The sequence below is a fragment of the Marinicauda sp. Alg238-R41 genome (assembly GCF_947331485.1).
GTDB lineage: Bacteria > Pseudomonadota > Alphaproteobacteria > Caulobacterales > Maricaulaceae > Marinicauda > Marinicauda pacifica.
In genome coordinates this window covers 63,956-88,517 of the sequence record NZ_CAMZOJ010000002.1, presented here as the reverse complement: position 1 = coordinate 88,517, position 24,562 = coordinate 63,956, and the positions used below count along the sequence as shown (strand labels likewise).

The following is a 24,562-nucleotide window of genomic DNA, read 5'->3' as shown; positions in this document are numbered from 1 at the left end:
AAAGGCCGCCGCCCGGCTTGGGTGGCGGCCTTTTTGTGCGCCAGCACGTTTGTCTCTTTCCTGACGAAAGTCAGGACCCAGGGAGGACGGGGCGCCTTGCGCTCTCTGGATCCCAGCGGTCGCTGGGAAAGAGATTGTTTTGTGGTTTCGGACAGGCCAGCGAATACCTGCCGCAAAGAGCCCCCTACTCCGCCGCCAGTGCTGCCTCCTGGCCCGCGCGCACGAGCCGGCCGGGGCGGGCTTCGGTGATCTTATCGTCGCGCACCACGATTTCGCCGTTCACGATGGTTGCGATATAGCCCCGGGCCCCCTGAAGGAGGCGTTGTCCGCCGGCGGGGAGATCCTGCACCAAATGGGGCGGTTCCAGCTTCAGGCCGTCATAGTCGATGACGTTAAGGTCGGCCTTTAGACCAGGCTTGATGCGGCCGCGATCGGATAGCCCGAGATAGTCGGCGAGATCGGCGGTGAGCATCTGGATCGCGCGCGGCAGGGCAATCTGCTCACCACGCGTGCGGTCGCGCGTCCAGTAGGCGAGCAAATAGCTCGGAAAGCTGCCATCGCACACCGTGCCCACGTGCGCCCCGCCGTCGGACAGGCCGAGAATGGCGTTGGGGTGCTTCATCATGGTCAGCACGTTGTCGTAGCTGAGTTCGGTATAGTTATAGATGGGCAGGTAGATCATTTCCCGCCCGTCGCGCGCGATGACCGTATCGAAGAGCTGTTCCCAGACCGACACGCCGCGCGCCCTTGCCTTGGCAGCAATGCTCTCTTCGGGCGGCTGCTCGTAATCGGGGTCCTCGGACAGGGTGAAGAGCTTTTCCGCCACGAATTCCATGTTCTCGACGAGCAGGTCGGCGATGGGCGGGACGCTGGAGCCGGGACCGGCGAGCTTGTCCGATTTCTGCGACAGGATCGTCTTGCGGAAGGCCGGCGTCTTCATCACCGCGACGCGCTCGTCGAGCGGTAGGTGCGCGATTTCCTTGTAGGCCGGGAAGCCCATGAACGGGTGGAAGGTGCATTGCAGGCCCAGGAAGACGCCGATGGCGCGCGGGGCGACCTGGACACGAGCATCGAAGCCCTGCGCGTTCAGGTCCTCGATCCCGGCGAGGATCTTCTTCCACTGGTCGGGCGCGAAATCGCGCTGCATCAGCGACATCGAGAAGGGACGGCCGCCTCCCGCCTTCACATAGGATTCGATGACCTCCCACTCGCCCGGAAAGCGGTCGCCTTCGCGCTCGAGATCGAAGTCGGAGACCGCCTGAAGAACGCCGTGGCCCATACCCTGGAAGGCGGACGCGATGCCGGCGAGCTCCTTTGCGGTGGCCTCGCTGGCCGGGGTCCATTCCCCGTCCGCCGTGCGGTGCAGGTCCGAACGCCCGGTGGAAAAGCCGATGGCTCCCGCCTCCAGTCCCTCTCGTACCAGATCGCGCATTCTGGCGATCTCCGCGTCGCTGGCCTGCGCGTCGAAGCTGGCGCGTTCGTCCATGACGTAGACGCGAAGCGGGTCGTGCGGGATGAGGGCCGCGATATCCATGGTGCGCGGCGTCTTCTCCAGCGCGTCGAGGTAATCTGGAAAGCTTTCCCAGTCCCAGGTCAGGCCTTCGGTCAGTGCCGTGCCGGGAATGTCCTCCACCCCTTCCATGAGACGAACCAGACGCTCGTGATCGCTCTCGCGCACGGGAGCGAAGCCGACCCCGCAATTGCCCATTACGGCCGTAGTGACACCGTGCCGGATGGAGGGCTCCAGCCGGTCGTCCCAGCTTGCCTGACCGTCATAATGCGTGTGCACGTCCAGAAAGCCGGGCGTGACGATCTTGCCCGACGCGTCAAGGGTTTCGCGCGCCTCTCCCGGCGCCTCCCCCACAGCGACGATCCGCCCGCCCTGGACCGCGACATCGCCAGTGAAGGGTTCCGCGCCAGAGCCGTCATAGATCGTGCCGCCGGTAATCTTCAGATCATACATGCCTGTCTCCTCCCATTCTCTTTAGTCTTGCCGGCATTGTGCTGCCGGTCTGATAGGCGGGGCCCGGCCTACTCGGCCGCCTTGAGCGCCGCCCGGGCCTTGCGCCCGTCCCAGGCGCGGAACGCTCCGGCCAGGGTGAGCCCGCTGACCAGGTGCCAGATCGACCACGTCCCGGTCATCGCAACCGCGCCGCCGGCACCGCCGAACACCGCGATGACGATCATCAGGCCCAGGCCCGCATTCTGGATACCGACCTCGAACGTCATGGCGCGGCGGCTGCTGTCATCGAAGCCGAGCGCGCGTCCCACCCCGTAGCCGAGCAGAAAGGCGAGCGCATTGTGCCCGACGGCAATGGCGAGCACGACCAGGCCGGTGGCCATGAAGATTTGCGGGTTGCGCGCGACGCCCGAGGCCACCAGCACGATGATGATGGCCAGGGCCGCAACCATGAAGACCGGCCGGATGCGCGCCGCCCAGACCGGGTGATAATGGGCGAATGTCATTCCGGCCGCGATCGGCAGCGCCAGCAAGGCACCCATCCCCAGGATGAACGGTCCGGCCTCGATCTCCACCGCATTCACGATCCCGGCGGCAGGCGCGTACAGATTTGACCAGAACAGGATGGAAATCGGCGTCACCAGAGCCGCGGCCAGGCTGGATGTGGCCGTGAGCGAAACCGAAAGCGCCGTATTCCCGCGCGCCAGATGTGTCAGGAAATTGGACGTGCTGCCCCCCGGACAGCAGGCCACGACGATCATGCCGAAGGCGATCGATGGCAGCGGGTTCAGGATATGGACCAGTATCAGGGTCATCAGCGGCAGGCCGATGATCTGGGTTGCCGCCGCCCCTGCGAACCGGGCCGGGTACCGCCTGAGAAAGGCGAAATCCTCGACCTTCAGCGCCAGGGCAACCGCCAGCATCATGGTGACGAGCCCGATGGGCATGAAGATGTCGAAACGCGGATCGAGGGAGATCTGCCAGCTGTCGAGGGTGGTCATATCCATGGGCAGATGCGGCCTTCGCGATGTGTGAAAGATGGTCATTGTGAACAGGCGCGAGGGCGCGTGTCGACCCCCATCACGCGGTGACGCGAGCGCGAGCCTTGCGTTGACGCGCCCGACCTGCACAGTAGCGCGCATACACGATCCTTGAGGGAGACATATTTCATGCAACGCTTGCTCTATCTTACAGGCACTGCGCTTGCCGGTCTGGCTTTGACCGCATGCGGTGAACCTGTACCGGACGAAACCGACACCGGCACCACCGATGCCGCGACCGGCGAATCGCAGACCGCGACCGGCGCGATGGCGAACGGCAGCGATGCCGGCGAATGGCCGGTCCATGAAGAGACCGCACCCGCCATCACCGAGGCCGATTTCGCCTACCGCATCTCCACGCTGGCCGATGACCGGTTTGGCGGCCGGGGCCCAGGATCGGAACGCGGAGAGCCCGCGGCCGACTGGATCGCCGAAGAAATGGACATGATGGGCCTTGAGCCGGCCGGCGAAGACGGCACCTGGTTCCAGGATGTGCCCCTGCTTCAAATCACGCTCGACGAGGAGGCCTCCAGCTTCGACGTCAGCGTCGGCGGAGAGCCGATGGGGCTCGAGCTCGGTGCGGACGCGGTCTACTGGTCGCAAAACCCCGAAGAGACAGTCTCGCTGACCGAGTCCGACGTGGTCTTCGTCGGCTACGGCATCGTGGCGCCGGAGTATGACTGGAACGACTATGAGGGCGTAGATGTCGAGGGCAAGACCGTCGTCATCCTGGTCAACGATCCCGGCTTTGCCGACCCCGATAGCGGCCTGTTCAACGGCGAGTCCATGACCTATTACGGGCGCTGGACCTACAAATACGAAGAGGCGGCCCGCCAGGGCGCGGAGGGCGCGATCATCGTCCACCAGACCGAGCCGGCCTCCTATCCCTGGGAAGTGGTCTTCTCCAGCTGGACCGGCGCGCAATCGGGTCTGGTGCCGCCGGAAGATTACGACTTCGTCGACGTTCAGGGCTGGGTCCAGCTCGACGTCGCAGAGCGGCTGTTCGAAAGCGCCGGCCTGAACTTCAATGAGCTCTACGAGGCGGCCGCCAATGCCGACTTCGAAGCGGTGCCGCTGGAGAACACCACGCTGAGCGCGGAGCTTCACCAGACGTTCGAAGAGACGGTGTCGCGCAACGTCGCCGGCCGCCTTCCGGGCACCGAGCGCCCCGAAGAGCACGTGCTGTTCATGGCCCACTGGGACCATATCGGCGAGCGGCTGAACTTCTCCGGCGAGGACCAGATCTATAACGGGGCGGTCGACAACGCGTCGGGCACTTCAGCCATGCTGGAAATCGCGCAGCGCTATGCGACGGCCGAAGAGCAGCCCGATCGCAGCGTGATCTTCGTGGCGGTGACCGCCGAGGAGCAAGGCCTGCTGGGCTCGGCCTACTACGCTGACAACCCGCTGGTTCCGCTGGATCAGACCGTGGGCGGCTTCAACTTCGACGGCATGCTGCCGGTGGGACCGACCGAAGACGTCGTGGTCATCGGCTATGGCGCGTCCGAGCTTGAGGACATCCTGGAACAGGAAGCCTCCGCGGACGGGCGTTATCTGAGCCCGGACCCGAACCCGGAAGCGGGCTATTTCTACCGTTCCGACCACGTCTCGCTCGCCCGCAAGGGCGTGCCGATGCTGTACGCGGACGGCGGCTCGGTCTCGGCCGAACACGGCGCCGACCATGTCGCCCAGATCGAGGCGGCGTATCGTGCGGACGCCTACCACAAGCCGGCCGACGAGTATGACGAAAGCTGGGACCTGTCCGGTTTCGTCGAAGACGCAACCTTGATGTATCGTGTCTCGCGTGAGCTGGCTGACAGCGATCGCTGGCCGAACTGGTATGAAGGCAACGAGTTCCGCAGCCTTCGCGACGAGATGATGGCCGAGAGCGAAGGCTAGCCCCTTCTCTCACCCGTCTGGACATGAGAAGGCCGCACCGGATCTCCGGCGCGGCCTTTTCTCTGCCGGGGTCGCTTGGGGGGGGGGCGAGGGCTAGCGCGCGATGCGCAGCTGGTTGATGTCGGAAGCGATCGCGTCAAACGCGGACTGAATGTCGGTGTTCTCCACGTTGTAGAAGGTCTCCGCGCGCGAGGCGCAATTGCGCATCAGATCGCGATTGGTATTTCCGCTGAGCTGGAAGGCGATGGTGTAGACGACGACACCGCGATCCTTTGCGTAGGAGCACGCCTCGATCATCTTCTCGCGGGCCGTGCGGGCGGAATAGAGCTCGTAGGCCGACCAGCTCCAGCTCCACCAGCTGCGGGTGAGTTCAGTTCTTTGCTGAGCCGTGGCGGCACCGTCGGTCATGACAACCAGCACCTTGACCGTGTCGCGATCGCCGAAGTCGACAGGACGCGGGCCGAACTGGCCGCCGAGACGGCCGCGCCAGCTCGGATCAAGGGCCCGCACGCCCCAGCCGGTGGCGACATCAAGGCCGGTATTCCCGCTCGCATCCAGGCCACCGATCAGCGATTTGAGCTGACCCGGCGAATTGCGCAGGAAGATGGATTCCATGTGGCGCTGCGGACAATGGCTCGAACTGCGATGGCCCGTCATCTCCTCGCCAGTCCATTCCAGCGGATTGATCGTCGGCAGGTCGCCATACGGAATGACCTGCGAATGGTCCTCGCCCATGTCCGGGCAGCCGGACTCGTCGAAATCCTCGTTCAGCTCCTCATTCACGTAGTCCGGCAGGCGCACCCCGCCATTATACGGGATGACCGAAACGCTCGTCCGCTCCTGGCGCGAGTCGTCAAGAACGACGTCGATGAACTCGCTGGCCGCATCGCGCAGGGCGGAGATTTTCGAGCCCCCCATCGATCCGGACACGTCGAGCACGAGGGAAATCTCGATATCGCGGACTTCCTCGACCGCTTCGCTGGTGCGCGAGATGGTGAGATTTTTCACGCCGATCAGACCCAGCATGAGGGTTGGCGTGTCCACCGAGGCGGTGGCCTGCACGCGGCGCGAATTGAAGCTGGTCGACGAGGTGACATCGAGCCGGAGCGCCTCGACCAGAGCGGGATGGTCGCTCAGGGCCGCCTCGACATAGGCGCGAACGACGGTGTCCGGGTCGCGGTCCTGGGTCAGGGAGGCCGCAGCCAGCACGCCTGAGTCCAGCGCATTCTGGATCTCGGTGCCGAGCATCACCCCGCGCGTATAGTCGAGCGCGCCGCCGATCGCGGTGGTGATCGGGGCGAGCGCCAGGGCGTAGCTGATCGCGATATTGGCAGCGGTCGCGCGCGGAAACGCGCCCAAACGCCGCGTCACAGCCGAAATGACGCGGGCCGGGCCGGACGTCAGCGCCTTGATCGAAAAGCCGAGATTGATGCGCATGGCGAATGTTCCAAAATGGCAAAACTGCCGGGATCACTGCATTCCATACGCCAATCGACTGAAAAAGTCATTAATTAACAATGAGTTATTGGTAAACGCGCGGTTAACGCCACCCTCCTGTCAGGCCGAAAAGAAGGGCTTGAGCTGGCGGGCGGCCTGGCGGATCCGCTGTTCATTCTCGACGAGGGCCAGGCGGACATGGGTGTCGCCGCGTTCGCCGAAACCCAGGCCGGGCGCGACGGCAACGCCGGTTTTCTCAAGCAGGAGCTTGGAAAACTCGACCGAGCCGAGATCGGCAAAGCGTTCGGGAATCGGTGTCCAGGCGAACATCGTTGCCGGCGGCGCGGGAATCGGGAAACCGGCGCGGGTAAAGCTCTCCACCAGCACATCGCGGCGCACGCGATAGATGCCGCGCGCCTTTTCCACATGGTCCTGAGGCCCGTCGAGCGCTGCGATGGCGGCCACCTGAACCGGGGTGAAGGCGCCGTAGTCGAGATAGGACTTGACCCGTTTGAGCGCATCGACGAGACGCGCCGACCCGGCCGCGAAGCCGATCCGCCAGCCGGGCATGGAATAGGTCTTGGACATCGAGGTGAACTCGACGGCGACATCGCGCGCACCGGGCACCTGCAGGATGGAGGGCGGCGGGTCGCCCTCGAACCAGATCTCCGAATAGGCCAGATCGGAGATGAGGACCAGGTCGTTCGCCTTGGCCAGCTTGACGGCCTCGCGATAGAAATCGAGATCCACAACCTGGGCCGTCGGGTTGGACGGAAAGTTCAGCACCAGCGCGGAGGGCGCAGGAATGGAGCGCCGGCAGGCATGGGCGGCTTCACGCAGGAAATTTTCCGGGTTCTCGAACGCGACCGGACGCACGGCCGCGCCGGCGATGATGAAGCCGAACATGTGGATCGGATAGGAGGGATCGGGCACCAGGATCACGTCGCCGGGCGCCGTGACGGCCTGGGCCAGGTTGGCGAGGCCTTCCTTCGACCCGAGTGTGACACAGACTTCCCGGTCCGGATTCAGCGACACGTCGAACCGTCGCGCGTAATAGCGCGCCAGCGCCTTTCTGAGCGCGGGAATACCCTGGCTCGCCGAGTAGCGGTGAGCGCGCGGATCGGACGCGGCTTCCTTGAGCTTGTCGATGATATGGGGCGCCGGCGCCAGATCGGGATTGCCCATGCCGAAATCGATGATGTCGCGGCCCTCATGACGATAGGCCAGCTTCATCCGGTTTACCTCGGCGAACACGTAGGGCGGCAGGCGGCGTTCACGGTAGAAGGCGGTCAACTCGGTCATCTCAAGGCTACTCCGATCAAACCATTAGCCTATCGAAGCCGCCGGCTTTGTCGTCAATGGGGCAGAAGCAAGAAATTGTGCGGCGCGGCGGCCGGCAAGCCTAAAAGACGTGTCCGGGCGCGACCGCGGCCTTCAACGCGGCCGAGCGAGACCGGTGATCGGGCATGAGCCGGTCCAGCAGCGCGTAGAAGCGAGGCCCATGATTCATTTCGATCAGATGACAGGCCTCATGCGCGCAGACATAGTCGACCAGGGCTTCGTCAAAGGCGATGAGGCGCGCATTCATGCGGATCGATCCGTCGCTCGAACAACTGCCCCAGCGGCTGGCGTTCACCCGGATGCTGACTGCGGGCGCAGGCCTGTTCAACTCTGCGGCAAAACGGGCCAGGCGCGGCGCCATAAGCTCCAACGCCGCTCGCCTTCGCCATCGTTCCAGAGCACGCTTGACCGTGGCGTCGCGCAAGGAACCGGAGAGACCGCTATCGACGTGCACGACAAGCGCGTTCGCTTCGGGCACGATGAGTGTACGCGCCCGGCTGTGCCCCACCACACGAAGCGTGAGGGCTCGGCCGAGATAGCCGACACTCTCCCCGTCGGCACCAGTCAGCTCGGGAATGGAGGCACGCTCGGTCCACTTGTCGAGCTTGGACAGAATCCAGCCGCTTTTCTCTCGCAGCGCCGACTCTGCCTCGCGGATCGCGACCCGTCGCGGCAATGTCACGCACAGCCCGTCCGACCCGACGCGAAACCCGATCGTGCGCCGCCGTGCCGAGCGCTTCAGCGTGTAGCCGACGGTTCTGCCGGAGAGGATGATGCTGCGCGATTCCATGGACTGAAGGCTAGCAGGACGGGCGCCTGTTCTCTTCCCTGAAAATCATTCGAGAGCCAGGCTCTGAGACAAGCGATTGACAATCGTTCGCAAAGGCGACATATGCAATTGCGAACGAGTTGCCAAAAGCAGAGTCTTTTGCGGCGCCGTTTCCGACCCGCTTGCGACAGTGACGAGCCCGCGATGTATGTCTGCCTCTGCAATGCTCTGAAATGCCGTCAGTTCAAGGACGCTGCGAAAGCCGGAGCGCGCGATGTGCCCAGCGCGTTCAAGGCTTGCGGAGCCAAGCCTCGTTGCGGTCAGTGCTTTGAAGAAGCGGCGCGCACCATGGCCAGCGCCGTGCAGGCCGACGCGATGGCGGTCGCCGCCGAATAGGCCGGTCGCCCGAGTTCAGCGTTTGCGGCGCTCGATCTCTTTCTCTATCGCATTCAGACTGTTCAAATGCGATTTGAACGCGAAGTCGAACAGATCACCGATCAGCGGAATCGACCCGAAGACCGCATCAGCTGCGGTATAAAACGTAATCTTGAGCTTGGTCCAATTGGACAGGCCCAGACGATGGGCGGTGAACAGCATGAACGCTCCGCCGATCAGGGTCACCGCATCGCCAGCGACCGGAACCAGCCCGAGTATACCATCGAGCCCGAAGCGGAAATTGGCGATCTTGAACCGGGAATCGAGCAAGTAAGCCCACTGCCGGGCGCGGTGCAGCTCGGCGGGCGTATTGTGCTGACGGGTCGGCGGGCCGGGATCGGGTCTTGCCATGGTCAATCCAACACCGCGACACGCCCGCCTGTTCCCGGTTCATCGCGTTTAAGCGCTTTGGCCTTGGCCCGTCTGCACATTTCCGTATGCTCGCCAAATGTAACACTATGAAGCGAGCGACGGAGACTTTGTCGATGAAGGGCGATGCTGGCGTTATCGAGCACCTGAACAAGGCACTCAAACTCGAGCTGACCACGGTGAACCAGTATTTCCTGCATGCGCGCATGTTCAGGAACTGGGGTTTTCAGCGCATTGCCAAGATCGAGTACGATGAATCCATCGACGAGATGAAGCATGCCGACATGCTGATCGACCGTATTCTGTTTTTCGACGGCCTTCCGAACGTTCAGGATCTCGGCAAGGTGATGATCGGGGAAACCCTGATCGAATGTCTGCAATGCGATCTCGAAGCCGAACGGCGCGCGCACCCGATCTATCTGGATGCCATCGAGTATTGCGAGAAGGTGCGCGATTACGGCTCGCGCGATTTGCTCGAACACATCCTCAAATCGGAGGAAGAGCATATCGATTTTCTCGAGACCGAGCTTGAGCTCGCCGAACAGATCGGTCACGAGCGCTACATGCAGACACAGATAAAAGCCAGCGACGACTGATCGGCCAATTCCGGGCGAGAAGACCCTTGCCTTTACGCCTGTGAAGCGTTAGCTGGACACAGCTAAGAAGCGTTATAGTGTAACGTCTCGCAGCCGTGGCGCTCCCGCCATCGCACCCTGGGCCGGATCGTAACGCCGTGACCGCAATTCTCTACACTCTCGCATTCGGCGTGGGCGCCGCCGTGATCAGCCTTATCGCGCTGCTCGGCGTCCGGTTTGCCAGCCGGTTCACGCGCGCCAACGAGCCGCTCTTTGCAGCCTTTGCAGCCGGCCTCGTCATCGCCATGGCGATCCTTCATCTCGTTCCAGAAGCGGTGCAGATGAGCGAGCGCGCTCCCGTCTGGGTCCTGGCCGGTTTCGGCGTCGGCTTTGCGATCCAGCGCGGGATCGAAAGCTGGCCGGCCAAGACCGCCGCCGGGCATCCCGGGATGGCAATTGCTTTGGCCCCCGTGCTCGCGATCGGCATGCATTCCATGGTCGACGGGCTGGTCTATGCGGTGACGTTTTCCGTGGACTTTTTCACCGGCCTTTCAGCGTCGCTCGGTCTGATGGTGCACGAATTTCCCGAAGCGATCATCTGCTTCGTGCTACTCCAGCGCGCCGGCCTCAGCGACACGAGAGCGTTTCTGTTTGCCTTCGCCGCTGCCGGGCTGACAACGTTGGTCGCGGCGGCCATTGCCGCGCCGGTTGCCGCGACCGTGCCGGACGCAGTTCTCGGCAATCTCTTCGCCCTGGTCGCCGGAATCATGCTGCATGTCGGCGCTACCCATCTGCTCACCCATGCCGGAGAGGCCGGCTGGCGCAGGGCCAGCCCGGTGCTGGTCGCCGGCGCGCTGACCGGTCTGCTGATCACGACATTCCAGAGCAGTGGAAGTCATGTTCATGCCCCACTTGCCAAGCCTACTATCGCCTTCATTGAGCCCTCGCCCTAGCGTTTGGGCGCCCGACCAAGCTGCCGACAAGGTTTCGCCGTCCTGCCATGACCCGTTTGATCCTGATCGTCGCTTCAATCCTGTCTGTTATGGCCGCACCGGTTCAGGCACAGTCGCCCGGCTATCAGGAACTCACCTGGTCGGACCTGTTGCCAGACGGCGAGGCGGCAAACATCTCGCGGCTCATGGAGATGCAGGCACGCCAAAGCGGCTTTGACCATTTCGGCACCTCCTCCATGCCCCAGATCCAGACATTCAACACAGTCGATGCCCTCGACGGGCAACGCGTGCGGATCCCCGGTTATGTGCTGCCGTTCGACATGACCGGTCCCGGCGAAGTGACCCGCTTTCTGCTCGTGCCCTATGTCGGCGCGTGCATCCATGTTCCGCCGCCCCCGCCCAACCAGCTGGTCTATGTCGAGACAGACGCCGCGGTCGAGCTGGAGGGTATGTGGGACCCGGTTTACGCCGAGGGCGTGCTGCATACCCGGCGCGAGGACAACGATCTTGGCGACGCGGCCTACACGCTGGAACTGACCTCTCTCAGCCCCTACCGGCCAGGCGGCTAGCTGAACGCCGGCTGAACGGACGCGCCGCTGCGAAGCCGCATCCACGGCAGAATTGCCTTGATACGGCAATAATATAGCCGTGCTCAAACCTCATCTTGAGACTCGTCGGGGCGGTTCTTCTTCCCGTCGAAAACGCTCCGGCCGACTGCGCGGGGGCCGGCATGGCTCCCCTTGCACCTGGCCCCCGCGCAGCCTGACTTCCTGTCTCCCGGTGACGTATTGCACGCTACTTGCGTCATCGGACCCGGGGCTCGCTTCGTGTGTTCCGGCGCGGCACACTCTTCGCACTGAGGGGGGCGATGGGCGCCAGCGCGGACACCGAAGCGAGTCCCACCAAACCGCAGACCCACTCTCGGCCGGTCCTTTGTTCAGGACCGGCCGTTTTTTATGCGCGCTGACGCCAGCTGAAGACCAGGAGCAGCGGCAGAAGCCAGGGTACGATCCGCTCGAAAGGGTCGCCGGGAATTGCGGCCAGGCGCACAAGCAAACCGCGCAGGCCCTCGCCGGCGGTGGCCGGGTCGGCCTGGCCGAACGAGTAGAAGATCACGGTCAGTCCGAACCCGAGCACGATTGCCGCAATGATGGATCCGCCGGCTGGCTCGACCTTGCAGACCCGGGCGGCGATGACCGGTCCGAAGGCCGCCCCCAGCGCGGACCATGAGAAGAGCACGCGGTCGAAAATCGTATTGTCCACAGTGAGCGTCAAAATCACCGCCAAACCGCAGATCAGGGCCATAACGCAACGCCCGATCAGCACTTCCCGGCCCGGCAGCACGCGCGTCAGGCGCAGGTCGTGCGCGGCCGCGGCGGATGCGGCCATGAGGAGGGAATCGACCGTCGACATGACCGCCGAGAGAATGGCGGCGATCACGATGCCCGCCAGCACGGTCGGCAGCAGCGCGGTAGCCATCGCGTAAAACACCGCTTCAGGATCCTCGAGCGGCGCCAGCAGAGCACGGGCCGAAAGCGCCAGGCTCGCCATGCCGGTGAAGACGAGCACACCCCAGCTCATGGCGATTGTGAAGCCGGCCTTCCTTGCGCGCTCGTCCTTCACCGCCATCAGGCGGGCCATGAGGTGGGGCTGGCCGAGCGTGCCCAGCCCGATGGCCGCTATGCCGAAGGCGAAGGCCAGGAAAGGAACCAGGCTGCGGCCTCCGGTCGGGTGCAGGTATGCATCCGGCATCGTCGCTGACAACGTCTGCCAGACTCCCCCCGGGCCGCCGGCCGCCATCAAAGCCCCGATGGGCAGGATCACGGCGACCAGCGCCATGACCGCGCCTTGAAGCGTGTCCGTCAGCGAGACGGCCCAGAAGCCGCCCAAAAGCGCGTAGATCAGGATCACGATCGCGCCAAAGAGGACGCTTTCGGTGTGACCGAAATCGAGCTGGCTTTCGAACGCGACGGCGGCCGCGCCGAACTGGGCCGCGATGTAGAACACGAAGGTAAACAGGACGAGGCCGCCGGCCAGAACCGCGATGACCGAGCGCGCCGCCGCGCCAGTGCCTGCGGTCATGAAATCGGTCACGGTGACATGGCCGCGCCGCTCGGTCTCTTCACGCAGGCGCGGGCCAAACCAGAGCCAGACCCCGACATAGCCGGCCCACACGCCGGGAACCATCCACAGCGCGGACACCCCGGCCGTGTACACAAATCCGGTAAAGCCGAGCAGGACCCAGGCCGAGCTGGTCGACGCGGCATAGGAGAGACCGGCGACCCAGGGGCCCAGGCCGCGGCCGCCGAGGAAGAAGTCGGATTCATCCCGGTTCAGCCGCGCCGCCCAGATGCCGATCGCGATCAGCCCCAGCTTATAGGCGGCCAGCGTCGCCAGAATGACCCAGCCTTGAGCGCCAATCGTGTCCATCTGCCTTGCCTCCCCTTTTGCAGCCCTCTCCTCGGACGACCGCGAGCATCTCACCAGCGCCGAGAAAAGTCCCGATCTATCATACTGTTAGCCGGTAAATTGGTGACCTTGCCAAAAATTTATATTGTTTTTCGATAAATTCTTATTGCAAACCGATAACGCCCTTGCTACATAAATTCTCGAGACGGCGGCCAGAAAGAGCCCCGCTCACCGGCGCCAGAGCCCACTCCCCAAAACCGGGACCGGCGCCACGGTTGGTCGAAACACTCGTTATGGAGACAAGAAATGGTCAGGTCCTTTTTCAATACCGGTTCGAGCCTGGGTGCGGTCGTGCTCAACGTCGCCCTCGTGGTTACCGTCACGGCAGGCATCTTTGCCTCGATGTCCGGCGTCATCGCCTAAAAAGCAGCAGGATGCGGGTCGGCCTCCCCCTCTGGCCCGCAGACATGAGGCCCCCTCCTCTATCGCTGCTCATCGAAAGCCTCACGGCTCAGATATCCCTCGCTCGATCCCTGCGTTCGCGGCCTCTCCCTCTCCCCGGGGCGAGGCCGTGAGCCGTTCTGCCACCCCCGGCGCCTAGCTTCGTCCACCCGCAGCGAAACCTGCCAGGCCGGCGAGCACATTCTCACCGAGGCTCGCCGTGGCATAGCCGCCCTCCAGAACGATGACCGTCGGCAGATCCAGCCCGGCGATCCGCTCGCCCATCCGGGCGAAATCATCGCGCGAGATCTGGAAGGTGGAGAGCGGGTCGCCCTCGAACGTATCAAAGCCCCACGACACGACGAGCGCCTGCGCACCGAATTTCGCGATGGCCCGGCAGGCTTGACCCAGCGCGGCGGAATACCCGCTCCAGTCCGTGCCGCGTGCCAGGGGCAGGTTCAGCGTTGCGCCCTCGCCGGCGCCCCGCCCGGTCTCTCCGGCCCTGCCGAGGAAGAAGGGAAATTCGTAATCGGGATCGGCGTGGATATTGACCACCAGCACGTCGCCGCGCTCATAGAAGATCGACTGCGTGCCATTGCCGTGATGATAGTCGATATCGAGGACAGCGACCTTGCGCGCGCCTGAGTCCAGCAAGGTCTGGCCGGCGACGGCGGCGGTGTTGAGGAAACAGTATCCGCCAAACTTGCCAGCGGCGGCATGGTGACCGGGTGGCCGCGTCAGGGCGAAAGCCGCCCGCTCCCCGCCAGACACACAGGTCGCGGCCTGCGCCGCACTCGTCACGGAGGCGAGCGAGGCCATCCATGCTCCGGCGGTCAAGGGCGTCCCGGTGTCCATGGCATAGTAGGACAACTCACCGTCGATGACGGATGGCCTGACATCTTCAAGCGTCCGGACCGGAAAGATCAGCGGAAAGGCGTCGGGCGTCTCGCCCCCGTTGCCGGCGCCGATATGCGCCTCCCAACGCGGCCACGCGCCCTCCAGGAAAGCCAGATAATCGCTATCGTGGACCCTTGCCAGAGCGGACGGGACCGCCCTGGACGGCTCCTCGAAGACGAAGCTGCCCTGAGCCGCCAGCGCGTCGCGGACCAGCTCGGCGCGCGCCGGACTTTCGCGTGCCGGTATCATGCCACCGTGCTTCATTTCAGAGCGCGGGACATGAGCCAGCACATCGCGGCTGTAGAGAACGCGCATGCGACCTCTAGTCTCCGGCCTGCCAGACGACTTCGCCGTCGACGATCGTCATGACCGGGCGGGCCTCGCGCAGCTCGGCATCAGGCACCGTCATCAGATCACGATCGAAGACAGAAAAGTCGGCCAGCTTGCCGACCTCGATCGTCCCGAGCTCGTCCTCGCGGAAGGAGGCGTAGGCCGGCCAGATCGTGAACATCTTCAACGCATCCTGGCGGCTCACGGCTTCTTCGCGATGCCAGCCCTCGGCCGAATAGCCGTCCAGATCCTGACGGACCGCCGAGGCATAAAACTCGATGCGTGCCTCGCCGCGTTCCACCGGAGCGTCCGATCCGCCGGCCACGATGGCTCCGCTATCGATCATCGACTGCCAGGCATACGCGCCGTGGAGGCGCTCCGCACCCAGCCTGTCAGGCGCGAAATGAAGGTCGCCGATGGCGTGGGAGGGCTGCATGGACGGGATGACGCCAAGCGCCGCAAATCGGGGCAGATCCTGAGGATTTACGATCTGGGCATGCTCGATACGCCAGCGCGGATCGGCGATCGCGCGCTCATCTGGCGGGACGGCTTCGAAGGCCGTTTCCATCCAGTCGAGGATGAGCCGGTTGCCCCGGTCACCGATCGCGTGAATGGCCAGCTGCACACCGTCGCGCAGCGCCGCCTGCATCATCGACACCGCTTCCTCCTCACGCGCGATCATCAGGCCGCGGGACTCCGGGGCATCCGAATAGGGCTCCAGAAGAGCTGCGCCGCGAGAGCCGAGCGCCCCGTCCGCGTAGAACTTCACCGCCCGGACGATGACGCGGCTATCCGCCGAATACGCGTCGAGGTGAGCGGCGACGTCGTCATAATTTTCGCTATTGGCCGCGACATAGTTGCGGATCGCAAACCGGTCCGAGCCGGCCAGAGATGTCATCATGGCAACCGTGTCATAGCCGACGCTCATGTCGTGAACGCCGGTCCAGCCGTAGGACGCCATCACCTCGGCGCCGAGTTCGAGCATTTCCCGCTGAGTGCCGGCATCCGGCTCCCCGACCAGGGCCATGGCAGGCCCCATGGCGGTGTCGATCAGCATGCCCGTCGGCTCGCCGTCGGCATCGCGCAGGATTTCACCGCCTTGCGGGGCCTCACTCTGAGAGCTGATACCGGCCGCCTCCAGCGCGGCTGAGTTGACGACGACTGCATGCCCGTCGGCGCGCATCAGCACGACCGGACGGTCGCTCACGACCGCATCCAGGTCCTGGCGGTCGGGGAAACGGGCTTCAGGCCAGTGTGTCTCGATCCAGCCCCGCCCGGATATCAGGCCTTCGCTGTCCTGCGCGGCGGCCCCCAGACGGGCTTGCAGATCGGCAATCGACGTGACGGCTTCAAGATTGAGCGAACGCTCCCGTTGACCGATCCCCATCAGATGGGCGTGCGCATCAGTGAAGCCGGGGAACATGACGGTGCCGTCCAGGTCGATCTGACGGGTCGTTTCACCGATATAGCCGGAGCCGTCCTCGGCGCTTCCGGCAAAAACGATGCGGCCATCGCTGACCGCAACGAGCTCGACCTGAGGGGCGGTCTCCACCCCGGTGTAGATAGTGCCACCGGAAATCACGGTCTCGGCCGGGACTGGATCAGCCGATTGCGCGGTAGATGCCGTATCTTGCGAGCAGGCCGCCAGAAGCAGTGCTGCCGCGCCGAAACCCCAATAGCGCATTGCGCCCTCCCCGGTATGATCATCGTTGGCGGGGACGCTAGCGTGGTCCGGAGCAAATGAAAACGCCCGCTGGCTCAGCCAGCGGGCGCAATCGGTCGGGACGATCGTCGGTGGAAGCTCAGGCGGCGGCTTCGCCGGCCTTTTTCAGCTCACGCTTGATCTTCAGCGCGGCCGGAGACAGCACATCATTCTTGGCCTTCAGCAGGAAGGCGTCCAGCCCGCCGGCATGGTCGACGCTGCGCAGCGCCTTGGCGGCAACGCGCAGACGGAAAGACCGGCCGAGCTGCTCGGACGCCAGCGTCACTTCGCACAGATTGGGAAGGAAGCGGCGCTTCGTCTTGTTGTTGGCGTGGGATACGTTGTTCCCGGACACCGGGCCCGTCCCGGTCAGTTCGCAGCGGCGCGACATGGCTTCGTTCCTGTATCGGTCTTACGAAACTTCAAAACGCCGCGGTGGACATGCGTCCCCACGGCGCGAGAGCGGGCGTGTTACCGGAGAGCGTATATACAGTCAAGCACGCGACGTTCATGTTGCAGCCATCAACACACCTATCCCATATGGAAGAGTTGCAGAAGCCGCATCGCGGCCAGATATGTGAGAGTTCCATGTTCGCATCGATCGCCAGCCTAGCGCTTCATGCCGCGCTTGCCGCCCAGACCGCGCCGGCCCATGCCGCCGACGCGGCCGCGCCGGTCAGCGTGCCCGAAGAGATCACGTTGAACTATTCCGGGTCGGTCTGGGTGTTGCCCGTGGCCGAGATTGCCGTCAACGCAATCTATCCCGATGGCACGTATTCAGCCTCGGCCCAGTTTGAGAGCGCGGGACTGCTGCGCTGGTTCGACGACACCAATATCGAGGCCGGGGTGACCGGCTATCGCATCGGGTCGAGCCTTCAGCCCTATCGCTACAGCCACGTGAACCATGCCAGCAACAAGGGACGCGTGGTCGGGATCGATTTTCCCGATGCCGTCGCGACGCCGGATGTCCAGCCGCCCTTCGGTTCGATGGGCGAGCCGCCCGCTGATGATGAAGAGCGCGCCGGCGCGCTCGACCCCATCTCCGCCATGCTGGGTCTTACCCTGGGCATGCCGGTGGACACGCCGGGCGTCTGCAGCGGACGCCTGCCCGTCTTCGATGGCAAGGCACGCTATGATCTTCGTTTCGAGCAAGCTGGCACCGAGCGGGTCCGCACGCGGGCCTGGAGTGGCGACGCGCTGGTCTGCGAGGCCTATCTGGAGCCCATCTCCGGCTATGACCCCGGAGACCGACCGAGCGAAGAGGAAACCCGGCGCCCGGTCGTCATCTACCTGGCAGACTATGATGGCATCTACGTGCCGGTCCGCTTCCGCGCCAATACCCAGATCGGATCCATCAACATCCAGGCCACACGGATCTCGGTTCGGTAGCCTCGACGCCGCGGTGAAGCGCCAGATGCAGCGCGCCGCTGAACACGACGCGCAACTGGACTAGTCTTGACCCGGTTCCTTCAAGGAGGCCGCCCATGGCTCGCCTCAATACAGAGCCCGGCCAGATCACGGCCGTGCTCGGCCCGACCAATACCGGCAAGACGCATCTGGCGTTGACGCGCATGATGGCGCACGTCTCGGGCGTGATCGGCCTGCCTTTGCGCCTGCTGGCCCGCGAGATTTACGACAAGGTCGTCAAGGTCAAGGGCGAAGGCGCCGTAGCCCTGGTCACTGGCGAAGAAAAGATCGTGCCGCCCAAGGCCCGCTATTTCGTGTGTACCGTCGAGGCCATGCCGATGGATTTGCGCCCGGCCTTCGTCGCCATCGACGAGATTCAGCTGTGCGCCGACCCGGAGCGCGGACACATCTTCACCGATCGCCTGCTGCATGCACGCGGCACCGCCGAGACGATGTTTCTGGGGGCTGCCACGATGGCTCCGATCCTGAAACGACTGGTGCCCGAGGCCACGCACGATTTTCGCGAACGCTTCTCCGAACTGACCTATGCCGGCTCGAAGAAGCTGGCCAAGCTGCCGAGGCGCTCGGCGATCGTCGCCTTCTCGGCCGAGGACGTCTACTCGATTGCCGAGCTGGTCCGGCGCCAGCGCGGTGGCGCCGCTGTCGTGATGGGCGCGCTGAGCCCGCGCACGCGCAACGCGCAGGTCGAACTCTACCAGTCGGGCGAAGTCGACTATCTGATCGCGACCGATGCGATCGGCATGGGATTGAACATGGATGTCGATCACGTCGCGTTCGCCAGCTACACCAAATTCGACGGTCGCCGGCGCCGGCGGCTTTACCCGCAGGAGATCGGCCAGATCGCCGGGCGGGCCGGCCGTTTCCGTTCCGATGGTACGTTCGGAGAAACCGCCGACGCCCGGCCGCTGGATGCCGAGATCGTGCACGCAGTCGAGAACCACGAATTCGAGCCGGTCCGGCGCCTGACCTGGCGCAATGGAGAACTGGATTTCTCCAACCTCGATGCGCTGCGCAACTCACTCAACCGGCCAAGCCCCGACCCGGTTCTCAATCGTGTTGTGACCGCCAGCGACGAGCAGGTTCTGGATATCCTCGCTCGTGACAGTGATGTCCGCGACCGGGTTCGTAACCGTCCTAACCTGATGCGGCTCTGGGATGTCTGCCGCACGCCGGACTTTCGCAAAGTGACGATCGACGAGCATGCAAGGCTGGTCTCGCGCATATTTCACTATCTCACCAGCGGAGACAGCTATCTGCCCGGGGCCTGGCTGGAGGGCCAGCTGGAGCGGGTGTCCAAAACGGCGGGGGACGTGGACACGCTCTCACAGCGACTGGCCCATGTGCGCACCTGGTCCTACGCAGCCAACCGGCCGGACTGGACGCGCGATCCCGAATTCTGGCGCGCACGCACGCGCGAGGTGGAAGACCAGCTTTCCGATGCGCTGCACGAGCGGCTGATGGGGCGCTTCATCGACAAGCGCACGACCAGCCTGATGAAGGGGCTGCGCGAGAAGGATTCCTTGGAATCCGGCCTGGATGCCCAGGGCGAGGTGACGGTGGAGGGTCATTATGTCGGCCGCCTCACCGGTCTCAGTTTCAAGCCGGACCATTCCGGCGGACCGCTCGCCCAGCGCGCCGTCGCTCACGCGGCCCTCAAAGCCGTACGGCCGGAGGTCAACCGGCGGCTCGGCGCACTCGCTCGCGCTGAGGACGCCGCCCTGACCCTGACCGATCTCGGCGTGATCGAATGGGAGGGCGAACGCATCGCACGCCTGGCGCCGTCGCCCGATCCTTATGCGCCGGCAGCGGTGCTGATCGGCGGCGAGCTGGGTGCATCCGAAGCCCAGGCACGGGCCGAGCGCAGGCTGGAACGCTTCGCCGCGGCCGAGGCCGAGCGCATGCTGGGCCCGCTTCTGGCGCTCAAGCGCGATGCAGGCAGTACAGGCGCACTTGGCGGGCTGGCGCGCGGCATTGCCTTTCGCCTGGTAGAGAACGCAGGGGCCGCGCCGCGAACGGCGCTGGCCGAGGACATCGACCAGCTCTCGGTGCAGGAGCGGCGCCAGCTTCGCCGTGCCGGTGTGCGCATCGGGGAGCACGCCGTCTTCATGCCCGCATTGACAAAGCCCGGGCCGGCCCGGCTGAGCACACTGCTCAAGGCGACCGCACGCGGAGACGCGCAGGGTGCGTTCTCGCCCGCGCCCGGACGCATGTCCCTGCCGGCCGAACCCGGCATCGACGATGCAGATTATGCGGCGGCCGGATTTCAACGCTGCGGTCCGCTGGCCGTACGCCTCGACATTCTCGAACGCCTCGCCGACCTGATCCGCGAAGCCCGTCAGGCTCATCCGAAACGCCAGTTCGAACCCGCTCCGGCCATGACCAGTCTTTTGGGCTGTTCGGTCGAGGACTTGCGCGGCGTGCTCAAATCATTGGGCTACAAGCGTGTTCAGAAGGGCGCCGATCCGGCGAAAGCCCAGGGCGAAATGTGGGCCGGTCGTCCCCGGCGCAAGCCGGATCGCGCGCCGCGATCGCGGCCGCAAAGTGCGCCGGTCGCGGACACGCCTTTTGCCAAACTCGCAGAACTGGATCTCGACCGGCCCGCGACAGCGCGCGAAACCCGGGCCCGGTCGGACCGTAAGGCCAAGACCAAGCCGGCCAGGTCCGGTTCTGAAGCGGAGCCAGGCAAGACGTCGCGCAAACCCAGATCCCGCAAGCGCTCGGCATCCAGCCCGGCCACCGGAGACGGGAAGGCGTGAGTGAGGCGGGACTTGATAAACCGGGCAGCCAGCGGTGCGATCTCTGGCTGTTCCGCGCCCGCTTCTTCAAGTCGAGAGCCGCGGCGACCCGCTTTGTCGATGCCGGACACGTGCGCGTCGACCGCTTTGGCCAGATCCAGCGCATCGAGCGAGCCAGCTTCGCGGTGCGCCCGGCGGATATCCTGATCTTCGTCATCGGGCAGACCGCGCTGCGCCTGCGTGTCGAAGATCTGGCTGACCGCAGGGGTCCCGCTCGCGAGGCTCAGGCCCTATATGAACGTCTAGACCAGACCATGTAAGGATTTTTGCGCGATGTTCGATTCCCTCAAGTCGCTGTTTTCGAGCGACACGGCAGAGAAACCGGCCGACGAGACGCTATCGGCCCAGACGGCCACCGCCGCCCTGATGGTCGAGGCCGCGATGGCGGACGGTGTGTTCACCCAGGACGAGGAAGCGCGCATTCGCCGGCTGCTGGCCAGCGGTTTCGACCTGAGCGCGCAGGAAGCGGGCCAGGAACTCGACCGCGCCAAGGCGCTGGCCGACACGGCGGTGGATCACCACAAGTTCACGCGTGTCGTCAAGAACCTGCCCAAGGACGAGCGGCTGAAAGTCGTCGAGGATTTGTGGTGCGTCATCCTGGCCGACGACGAGAACACATCCGAGGAGGATTCCCTGATGCGCCGTCTCGGACCGCTTCTGGCCATTACCGACCGCGAGCGCGGCGAGGCGCGACACCGCGCGCAAGCCCGCCAGCATTGACAAACGCGAGCGCAGGTCTCATGTCCGCTGCGCCCAATTCGATCTCCCAGTTCAAGGACCGTTCCGGCCGATGACCTACATCGTCACCGATGCGTGCATTCGCTGCAAATTCACTGATTGTGTTGAAGTCTGCCCGGTGGATTGCTTCTACGAAGGCGAAAACATGCTCGTCATCCATCCCGACGAGTGCATCGACTGTGGCGTGTGCGAACCTGAGTGCCCAGTGGAAGCGATCGTCCCCGACACCGAGGATGATCCGGACGGCAAGTGGCTCGCCCTCAATTCCAAGTATGCGGAAGCCTGGCCGAACATCACGGTCAAGAAGGACCCGCCCCCTGATTACCAGAAATACGAGACCGAGACCGGGAAGCTCGAGAAGTATTTCTCGCCAGAACCGCCCAAGGGCTGAATAACCAGCGGTTTACGGTTTCCGGCCTGTCCAGGCGAGCAAAGCAGGCAACATTTGAAATATTGTCAGTGTTGTGATAGCTTTATCGTCTTCGAACCCGCGTGTGCGGAACCCTGAGACGGACCTGCTCTTGATCTGACAGCTTTCTCGACGGCGTTACTTTCGCCCTTCCTGCCAAGGGCGGGAGACAGCTGTGTTGCGTGCGGTCAGAGCGGCAATCGAACCGGGATGGACGAGAGGGTGTATATGACCAAGAAAACAGCCAACGATAATGTGAAGTTCAAAAAAGGCGATCACATCGTCTATCCGGCGCACGGCGTAGGCCGCGTCATCGGGGTGGAAAAGGAAAGCGTGGCCGGCTTCGACATCGAGGTCTATGTCGTTTCGTTCGAGCAGGACAAGATGACCCTGCGCGTCCCGACCGCGAAAGCCGTCGCCTCCGGCATGCGTCCGCTCGCCAGCGACACTGTCCTGAAGGACGCGCTGAAAACCCTTACCGGCAAGGCCAAGGTCAAGCGGACCATGTGGAGCCGCCGGGCACAGGAATACGAAGCGAAGATCAATTCCGGCGACCTGATCTCGATCGCCGAAGTCGTTCGTGACCTGTATCGCCACGAAGATCAGCCCGAGCCCTCCTATTCCGAGCGCCAGCTCTACGAGAGTGCGCTGGACCGGATGGCGCGCGAAGTGGCTGCCGTCGAGAAAGTCGATCGCGACAAGGCGATGGAAATCCTGTCCGAAACGCTGCAGTCGAAAGCAGCCTGATCTGATTTGAGATTTTCACGGCCCGATACAAAACGCCCCGCCACACCGGCGGGGCGTTTTGCGTTCGGATCGCGCCGTCTGAAGAAATTGTGGCCGAAAGGTGAACCAGCGACAGCCCCGGCGCGTAGACCGAGGACAAGCAAGTCATCGCTGTCTGGAGCTGCTTCCATGCCATCCGCTTCCCCCCGCCGTACCGCCGATCCCGATCGCCGCTATATGAAGACGGCCATGGACGCGCCGCTGCTCGAACGCGAGGAGGAGCTGGCTCTGGCGACCGCCTGGAAAGATCATCAGGACGAGGACGCGCTGCACAAGCTGACGACCGCCTATATGCGCCTCGTGATCGCGGTCGCGGCGAAGTTTCGCCATTACGGTCTTCCCTTTCCCGATCTGGTTTCTGAAGGCAATATCGGCCTGATGCAGGCTGCCGCGCGCTTCGAGCCCGAACGCGGGGTGCGCTTTTCCACCTATGCCAGCTGGTGGATCCGATCGTCGGTGCAGGACTACGTGCTGCGCAACTGGTCCATCGTGCGCACCGGCACGACCGCGTCGCAGAAATCGTTGTTTTTCAATCTCCGCCGGCTGCGCGCCCTGATCAACGACGTCTCTTCTGGCGCACTCACTCCAGAAAACCGCGCCTATGTGGCCCAGGCTCTTCGGGTCGGCGAGGATGATGTGGAGCGGATGGCCGCCCGGCTGGCGGCGGTCGACCGATCCTTGAACGCGCCCTTCACCGAGGAAGGCGATGGCGAGTGGCAGGACTTGCTGCCGGCTGAATCGCCGACGCCGGAAGCCGAGGTCATGAAGGGCCGCGATGGCGAGCGGCGCACGGCCTGGCTGCAGGACGCCCTCTCGACCCTGTCCGAACGCGAACAGCTGATCATCCGCGAACGCCGCCTGCGCGAGGACAGCGTGACGCTGGAGAAACTCGGTGAGCAACTGGGCATTTCCAAGGAGCGGGTCCGCCAGATCGAGCATCAGGCCTTGGGCAGGTTGAAGAACGCCTTGACGGAAAAGGTCGGCGATCCGGCAGACGCGGGGCTTATTCCGGCGGGATAATCGCAGCGATCAGTCGAGCTGCTCGATGGCCTCGGGATGATCGAGCGCGATCATCGGACCGTTTTCCCGGTAGAGCCATCCGCGCACGCGTACTTCGTGTCCGGCCAGAGCCATCGGATCGAGCCCGGCTTCCTGGAACCGCTCCAGGTGGGCCGGACTGATCGACACGGTAAAGTCGGTTCGCCAGTCCAGGCCGAAATTGAGATAGACTCGCCCATTGCGCGCCGCGCCGGTATCGATGACGCGGCCCCGAACGATCTGGTAGCTGTCCAGGTGCTGAGCCAGGCCGTTCGGATCGGGATCGCGCACGACAAGCTCCCCACTCGCCCACAATCCACTCCGCATGGCCCGGGCACGCTCCTCGAGTTCGAGTAGCCGCCCGATGCGCGCGCGGCTGTCCGCGCGCCCGGCCGCCATCAGCCAGCCTGCTGAAACCAGCTCGCCCTGGATCCAGACCCGCCCGGCCACGCGGTCGAACTCGGCGTGACCGACATGCCGGCCATAGCGGTCTTCCCCGGTACCGGTCTCGATCAGCTCCAGATTTGCGCCCGCTTCCTCCAGCAGAGCGGCAAGTGCCGCGCGCGTTCTGCGGCGGGCGGCCTCATCGTTGGGAGCCTCCACTTCGGCGAGCCGGATTTCGAACGAACCCTCAATGGTTTGAAGGTGAAAGGAGACCGGACTGTATGTGGCCAGCCCCTCTCCAGTCCGCGTCGGCGACACGGGGACGCTGTCCGAACCGCATGAGAACAAGAAAAACGAAATAAGAAAAGTAAATACCACCCGAAAATTGTAATACATATATCAAATTTTCCGCAATAAAATTTTTTAT

23 protein-coding genes are annotated in these 24,562 nt (G+C 64.2%); 12 read left to right on the top strand and 11 right to left on the bottom strand.

What is annotated here, in order from left to right:
• Nucleotides 1-184 precede the first annotated feature (184 nt).
• Together PGP17_RS08925 and PGP17_RS08920 are read right to left on the bottom strand one after the other, a co-directional pair.
• Nucleotides 185-1,963: an N-acyl-D-amino-acid deacylase family protein gene (locus tag PGP17_RS08925; protein ID WP_270375070.1), complete on the bottom strand. Its 1,779-nt coding sequence runs from the start codon at nucleotides 1,961-1,963 to the stop codon at nucleotides 185-187.
• 68 nt (nucleotides 1,964-2,031) lie between these two features.
• Nucleotides 2,032-2,967: a bile acid:sodium symporter family protein gene (locus PGP17_RS08920; RefSeq protein WP_135944504.1), complete on the bottom strand. Its 936-nt coding sequence runs from the start codon at nucleotides 2,965-2,967 to the stop codon at nucleotides 2,032-2,034.
• Between the two features lie 162 nt (nucleotides 2,968-3,129).
• Here PGP17_RS08920 and PGP17_RS08915 point away from each other — a divergent pair, with 162 nt between their 5' ends.
• Nucleotides 3,130-4,899 carry a M28 family metallopeptidase gene (locus PGP17_RS08915; RefSeq protein WP_270375069.1) on the top strand — a complete coding sequence of 590 codons (1,770 nt, stop codon included), beginning with the start codon at nucleotides 3,130-3,132 and terminating at the stop codon, nucleotides 4,897-4,899.
• A 93-nt stretch (nucleotides 4,900-4,992) separates the two neighbouring features.
• Here PGP17_RS08915 and PGP17_RS08910 read toward each other — a convergent pair whose 3' ends face one another.
• From PGP17_RS08910 to PGP17_RS08900, 3 genes are all read right to left on the bottom strand, one after another.
• Nucleotides 4,993-6,336 (bottom strand): TadE/TadG family type IV pilus assembly protein, encoded by a 1,344-nt coding sequence (locus PGP17_RS08910; protein WP_270375068.1) that lies wholly within the window; start codon nucleotides 6,334-6,336, stop codon nucleotides 4,993-4,995.
• A gap of 120 nt (nucleotides 6,337-6,456) precedes the next feature.
• Complete coding sequence (locus PGP17_RS08905) at nucleotides 6,457-7,638, bottom strand: LL-diaminopimelate aminotransferase (protein ID WP_270375067.1); 1,182 nt, start codon at nucleotides 7,636-7,638, stop codon at nucleotides 6,457-6,459.
• 100 nt (nucleotides 7,639-7,738) lie between these two features.
• Nucleotides 7,739-8,467, bottom strand: coding sequence for a M48 family metallopeptidase (locus PGP17_RS08900; protein ID WP_270375066.1), 729 nt, complete (start codon nucleotides 8,465-8,467; stop codon nucleotides 7,739-7,741).
• Between the two features lie 183 nt (nucleotides 8,468-8,650).
• Here PGP17_RS08900 and PGP17_RS08895 point away from each other — a divergent pair, with 183 nt between their 5' ends.
• Complete coding sequence (locus tag PGP17_RS08895) at nucleotides 8,651-8,842, top strand: (2Fe-2S)-binding protein (RefSeq protein WP_270375065.1); 192 nt, start codon at nucleotides 8,651-8,653, stop codon at nucleotides 8,840-8,842.
• Between the two features lie 15 nt (nucleotides 8,843-8,857).
• Here the strand turns inward: PGP17_RS08895 and PGP17_RS08890 are convergent, their stop codons facing one another.
• Nucleotides 8,858-9,232: a DUF4112 domain-containing protein gene (locus PGP17_RS08890; protein WP_270375064.1), complete on the bottom strand. Its 375-nt coding sequence runs from the start codon at nucleotides 9,230-9,232 to the stop codon at nucleotides 8,858-8,860.
• A gap of 134 nt (nucleotides 9,233-9,366) precedes the next feature.
• Here PGP17_RS08890 and bfr point away from each other — a divergent pair, with 134 nt between their 5' ends.
• The 3 genes from bfr to PGP17_RS08875 all read left to right on the top strand — a co-directional run bounded on the left by bfr (nucleotide 9,367) and on the right by PGP17_RS08875 (nucleotide 11,347).
• A complete protein-coding gene (gene bfr, locus PGP17_RS08885) occupies nucleotides 9,367-9,846 on the top strand; it encodes a bacterioferritin (protein WP_270375063.1) in 480 nt (159 codons plus the stop codon).
• A 137-nt stretch (nucleotides 9,847-9,983) separates the two neighbouring features.
• The gene (locus PGP17_RS08880) at nucleotides 9,984-10,778 is read left to right on the top strand and encodes a ZIP family metal transporter (protein WP_270375062.1); all 795 of its coding nucleotides are present in this window, start codon (nucleotides 9,984-9,986) and stop codon (nucleotides 10,776-10,778) included.
• A 47-nt stretch (nucleotides 10,779-10,825) separates the two neighbouring features.
• Nucleotides 10,826-11,347: a DUF3299 domain-containing protein gene (locus tag PGP17_RS08875; protein ID WP_270375061.1), complete on the top strand. Its 522-nt coding sequence runs from the start codon at nucleotides 10,826-10,828 to the stop codon at nucleotides 11,345-11,347.
• Nucleotides 11,348-11,732: 385 nt separating this feature from the next.
• On the opposite strand, the gene PGP17_RS08870 is transcribed toward PGP17_RS08875, so the two are convergent.
• The 4 genes from PGP17_RS08870 to rpmB all read right to left on the bottom strand — a co-directional run bounded on the left by PGP17_RS08870 (nucleotide 11,733) and on the right by rpmB (nucleotide 16,948).
• A complete protein-coding gene (locus tag PGP17_RS08870; RefSeq protein WP_270375060.1) occupies nucleotides 11,733-13,208 on the bottom strand; it encodes a sodium/proline symporter in 1,476 nt (491 codons plus the stop codon).
• A 576-nt stretch (nucleotides 13,209-13,784) separates the two neighbouring features.
• Nucleotides 13,785-14,840 carry a histone deacetylase family protein gene (locus PGP17_RS08865; RefSeq protein ID WP_270375059.1) on the bottom strand — a complete coding sequence of 352 codons (1,056 nt, stop codon included), beginning with the start codon at nucleotides 14,838-14,840 and terminating at the stop codon, nucleotides 13,785-13,787.
• Nucleotides 14,841-14,847: 7 nt separating this feature from the next.
• Complete coding sequence (locus PGP17_RS08860; protein ID WP_270375058.1) at nucleotides 14,848-16,539, bottom strand: amidohydrolase; 1,692 nt, start codon at nucleotides 16,537-16,539, stop codon at nucleotides 14,848-14,850.
• A gap of 118 nt (nucleotides 16,540-16,657) precedes the next feature.
• On the bottom strand, nucleotides 16,658-16,948 hold the full coding sequence (gene rpmB / locus PGP17_RS08855; protein WP_135944526.1) for a 50S ribosomal protein L28: 291 nt from the start codon (nucleotides 16,946-16,948) through the stop codon (nucleotides 16,658-16,660).
• A 197-nt stretch (nucleotides 16,949-17,145) separates the two neighbouring features.
• Here rpmB and PGP17_RS08850 point away from each other — a divergent pair, with 197 nt between their 5' ends.
• The 7 genes from PGP17_RS08850 (at nucleotide 17,146) to PGP17_RS08820 (ending at nucleotide 23,733) form a co-directional block, all read left to right on the top strand.
• Entirely contained in the window at nucleotides 17,146-17,946 is an 801-nt protein-coding gene (locus PGP17_RS08850; RefSeq protein ID WP_270375057.1) for a DUF3108 domain-containing protein, read from the top strand.
• A 95-nt stretch (nucleotides 17,947-18,041) separates the two neighbouring features.
• Complete coding sequence (locus PGP17_RS08845; RefSeq protein WP_270375056.1) at nucleotides 18,042-20,741, top strand: helicase-related protein; 2,700 nt, start codon at nucleotides 18,042-18,044, stop codon at nucleotides 20,739-20,741.
• Nucleotides 20,738-21,040: a S4 domain-containing protein gene (locus PGP17_RS08840; RefSeq protein WP_270375055.1), complete on the top strand. Its 303-nt coding sequence runs from the start codon at nucleotides 20,738-20,740 to the stop codon at nucleotides 21,038-21,040. The genes PGP17_RS08845 and PGP17_RS08840 overlap by 4 nt, the downstream gene beginning before the upstream one ends.
• A gap of 13 nt (nucleotides 21,041-21,053) precedes the next feature.
• Nucleotides 21,054-21,500 carry a tellurite resistance TerB family protein gene (locus PGP17_RS08835; RefSeq protein ID WP_270375054.1) on the top strand — a complete coding sequence of 149 codons (447 nt, stop codon included), beginning with the start codon at nucleotides 21,054-21,056 and terminating at the stop codon, nucleotides 21,498-21,500.
• 70 nt (nucleotides 21,501-21,570) lie between these two features.
• The gene (gene fdxA, locus PGP17_RS08830) at nucleotides 21,571-21,909 is read left to right on the top strand and encodes a ferredoxin FdxA (protein WP_135944536.1); all 339 of its coding nucleotides are present in this window, start codon (nucleotides 21,571-21,573) and stop codon (nucleotides 21,907-21,909) included.
• A gap of 246 nt (nucleotides 21,910-22,155) precedes the next feature.
• Complete coding sequence (locus tag PGP17_RS08825) at nucleotides 22,156-22,674, top strand: CarD family transcriptional regulator (protein ID WP_135944538.1); 519 nt, start codon at nucleotides 22,156-22,158, stop codon at nucleotides 22,672-22,674.
• A gap of 168 nt (nucleotides 22,675-22,842) precedes the next feature.
• Nucleotides 22,843-23,733 carry an RNA polymerase factor sigma-32 gene (locus tag PGP17_RS08820; RefSeq protein WP_270375053.1) on the top strand — a complete coding sequence of 297 codons (891 nt, stop codon included), beginning with the start codon at nucleotides 22,843-22,845 and terminating at the stop codon, nucleotides 23,731-23,733.
• A gap of 9 nt (nucleotides 23,734-23,742) precedes the next feature.
• Here PGP17_RS08820 and PGP17_RS08815 read toward each other — a convergent pair whose 3' ends face one another.
• Nucleotides 23,743-24,453 carry a thermonuclease family protein gene (locus tag PGP17_RS08815; protein WP_270375052.1) on the bottom strand — a complete coding sequence of 237 codons (711 nt, stop codon included), beginning with the start codon at nucleotides 24,451-24,453 and terminating at the stop codon, nucleotides 23,743-23,745.
• Nucleotides 24,454-24,562 lie beyond the last annotated feature (109 nt).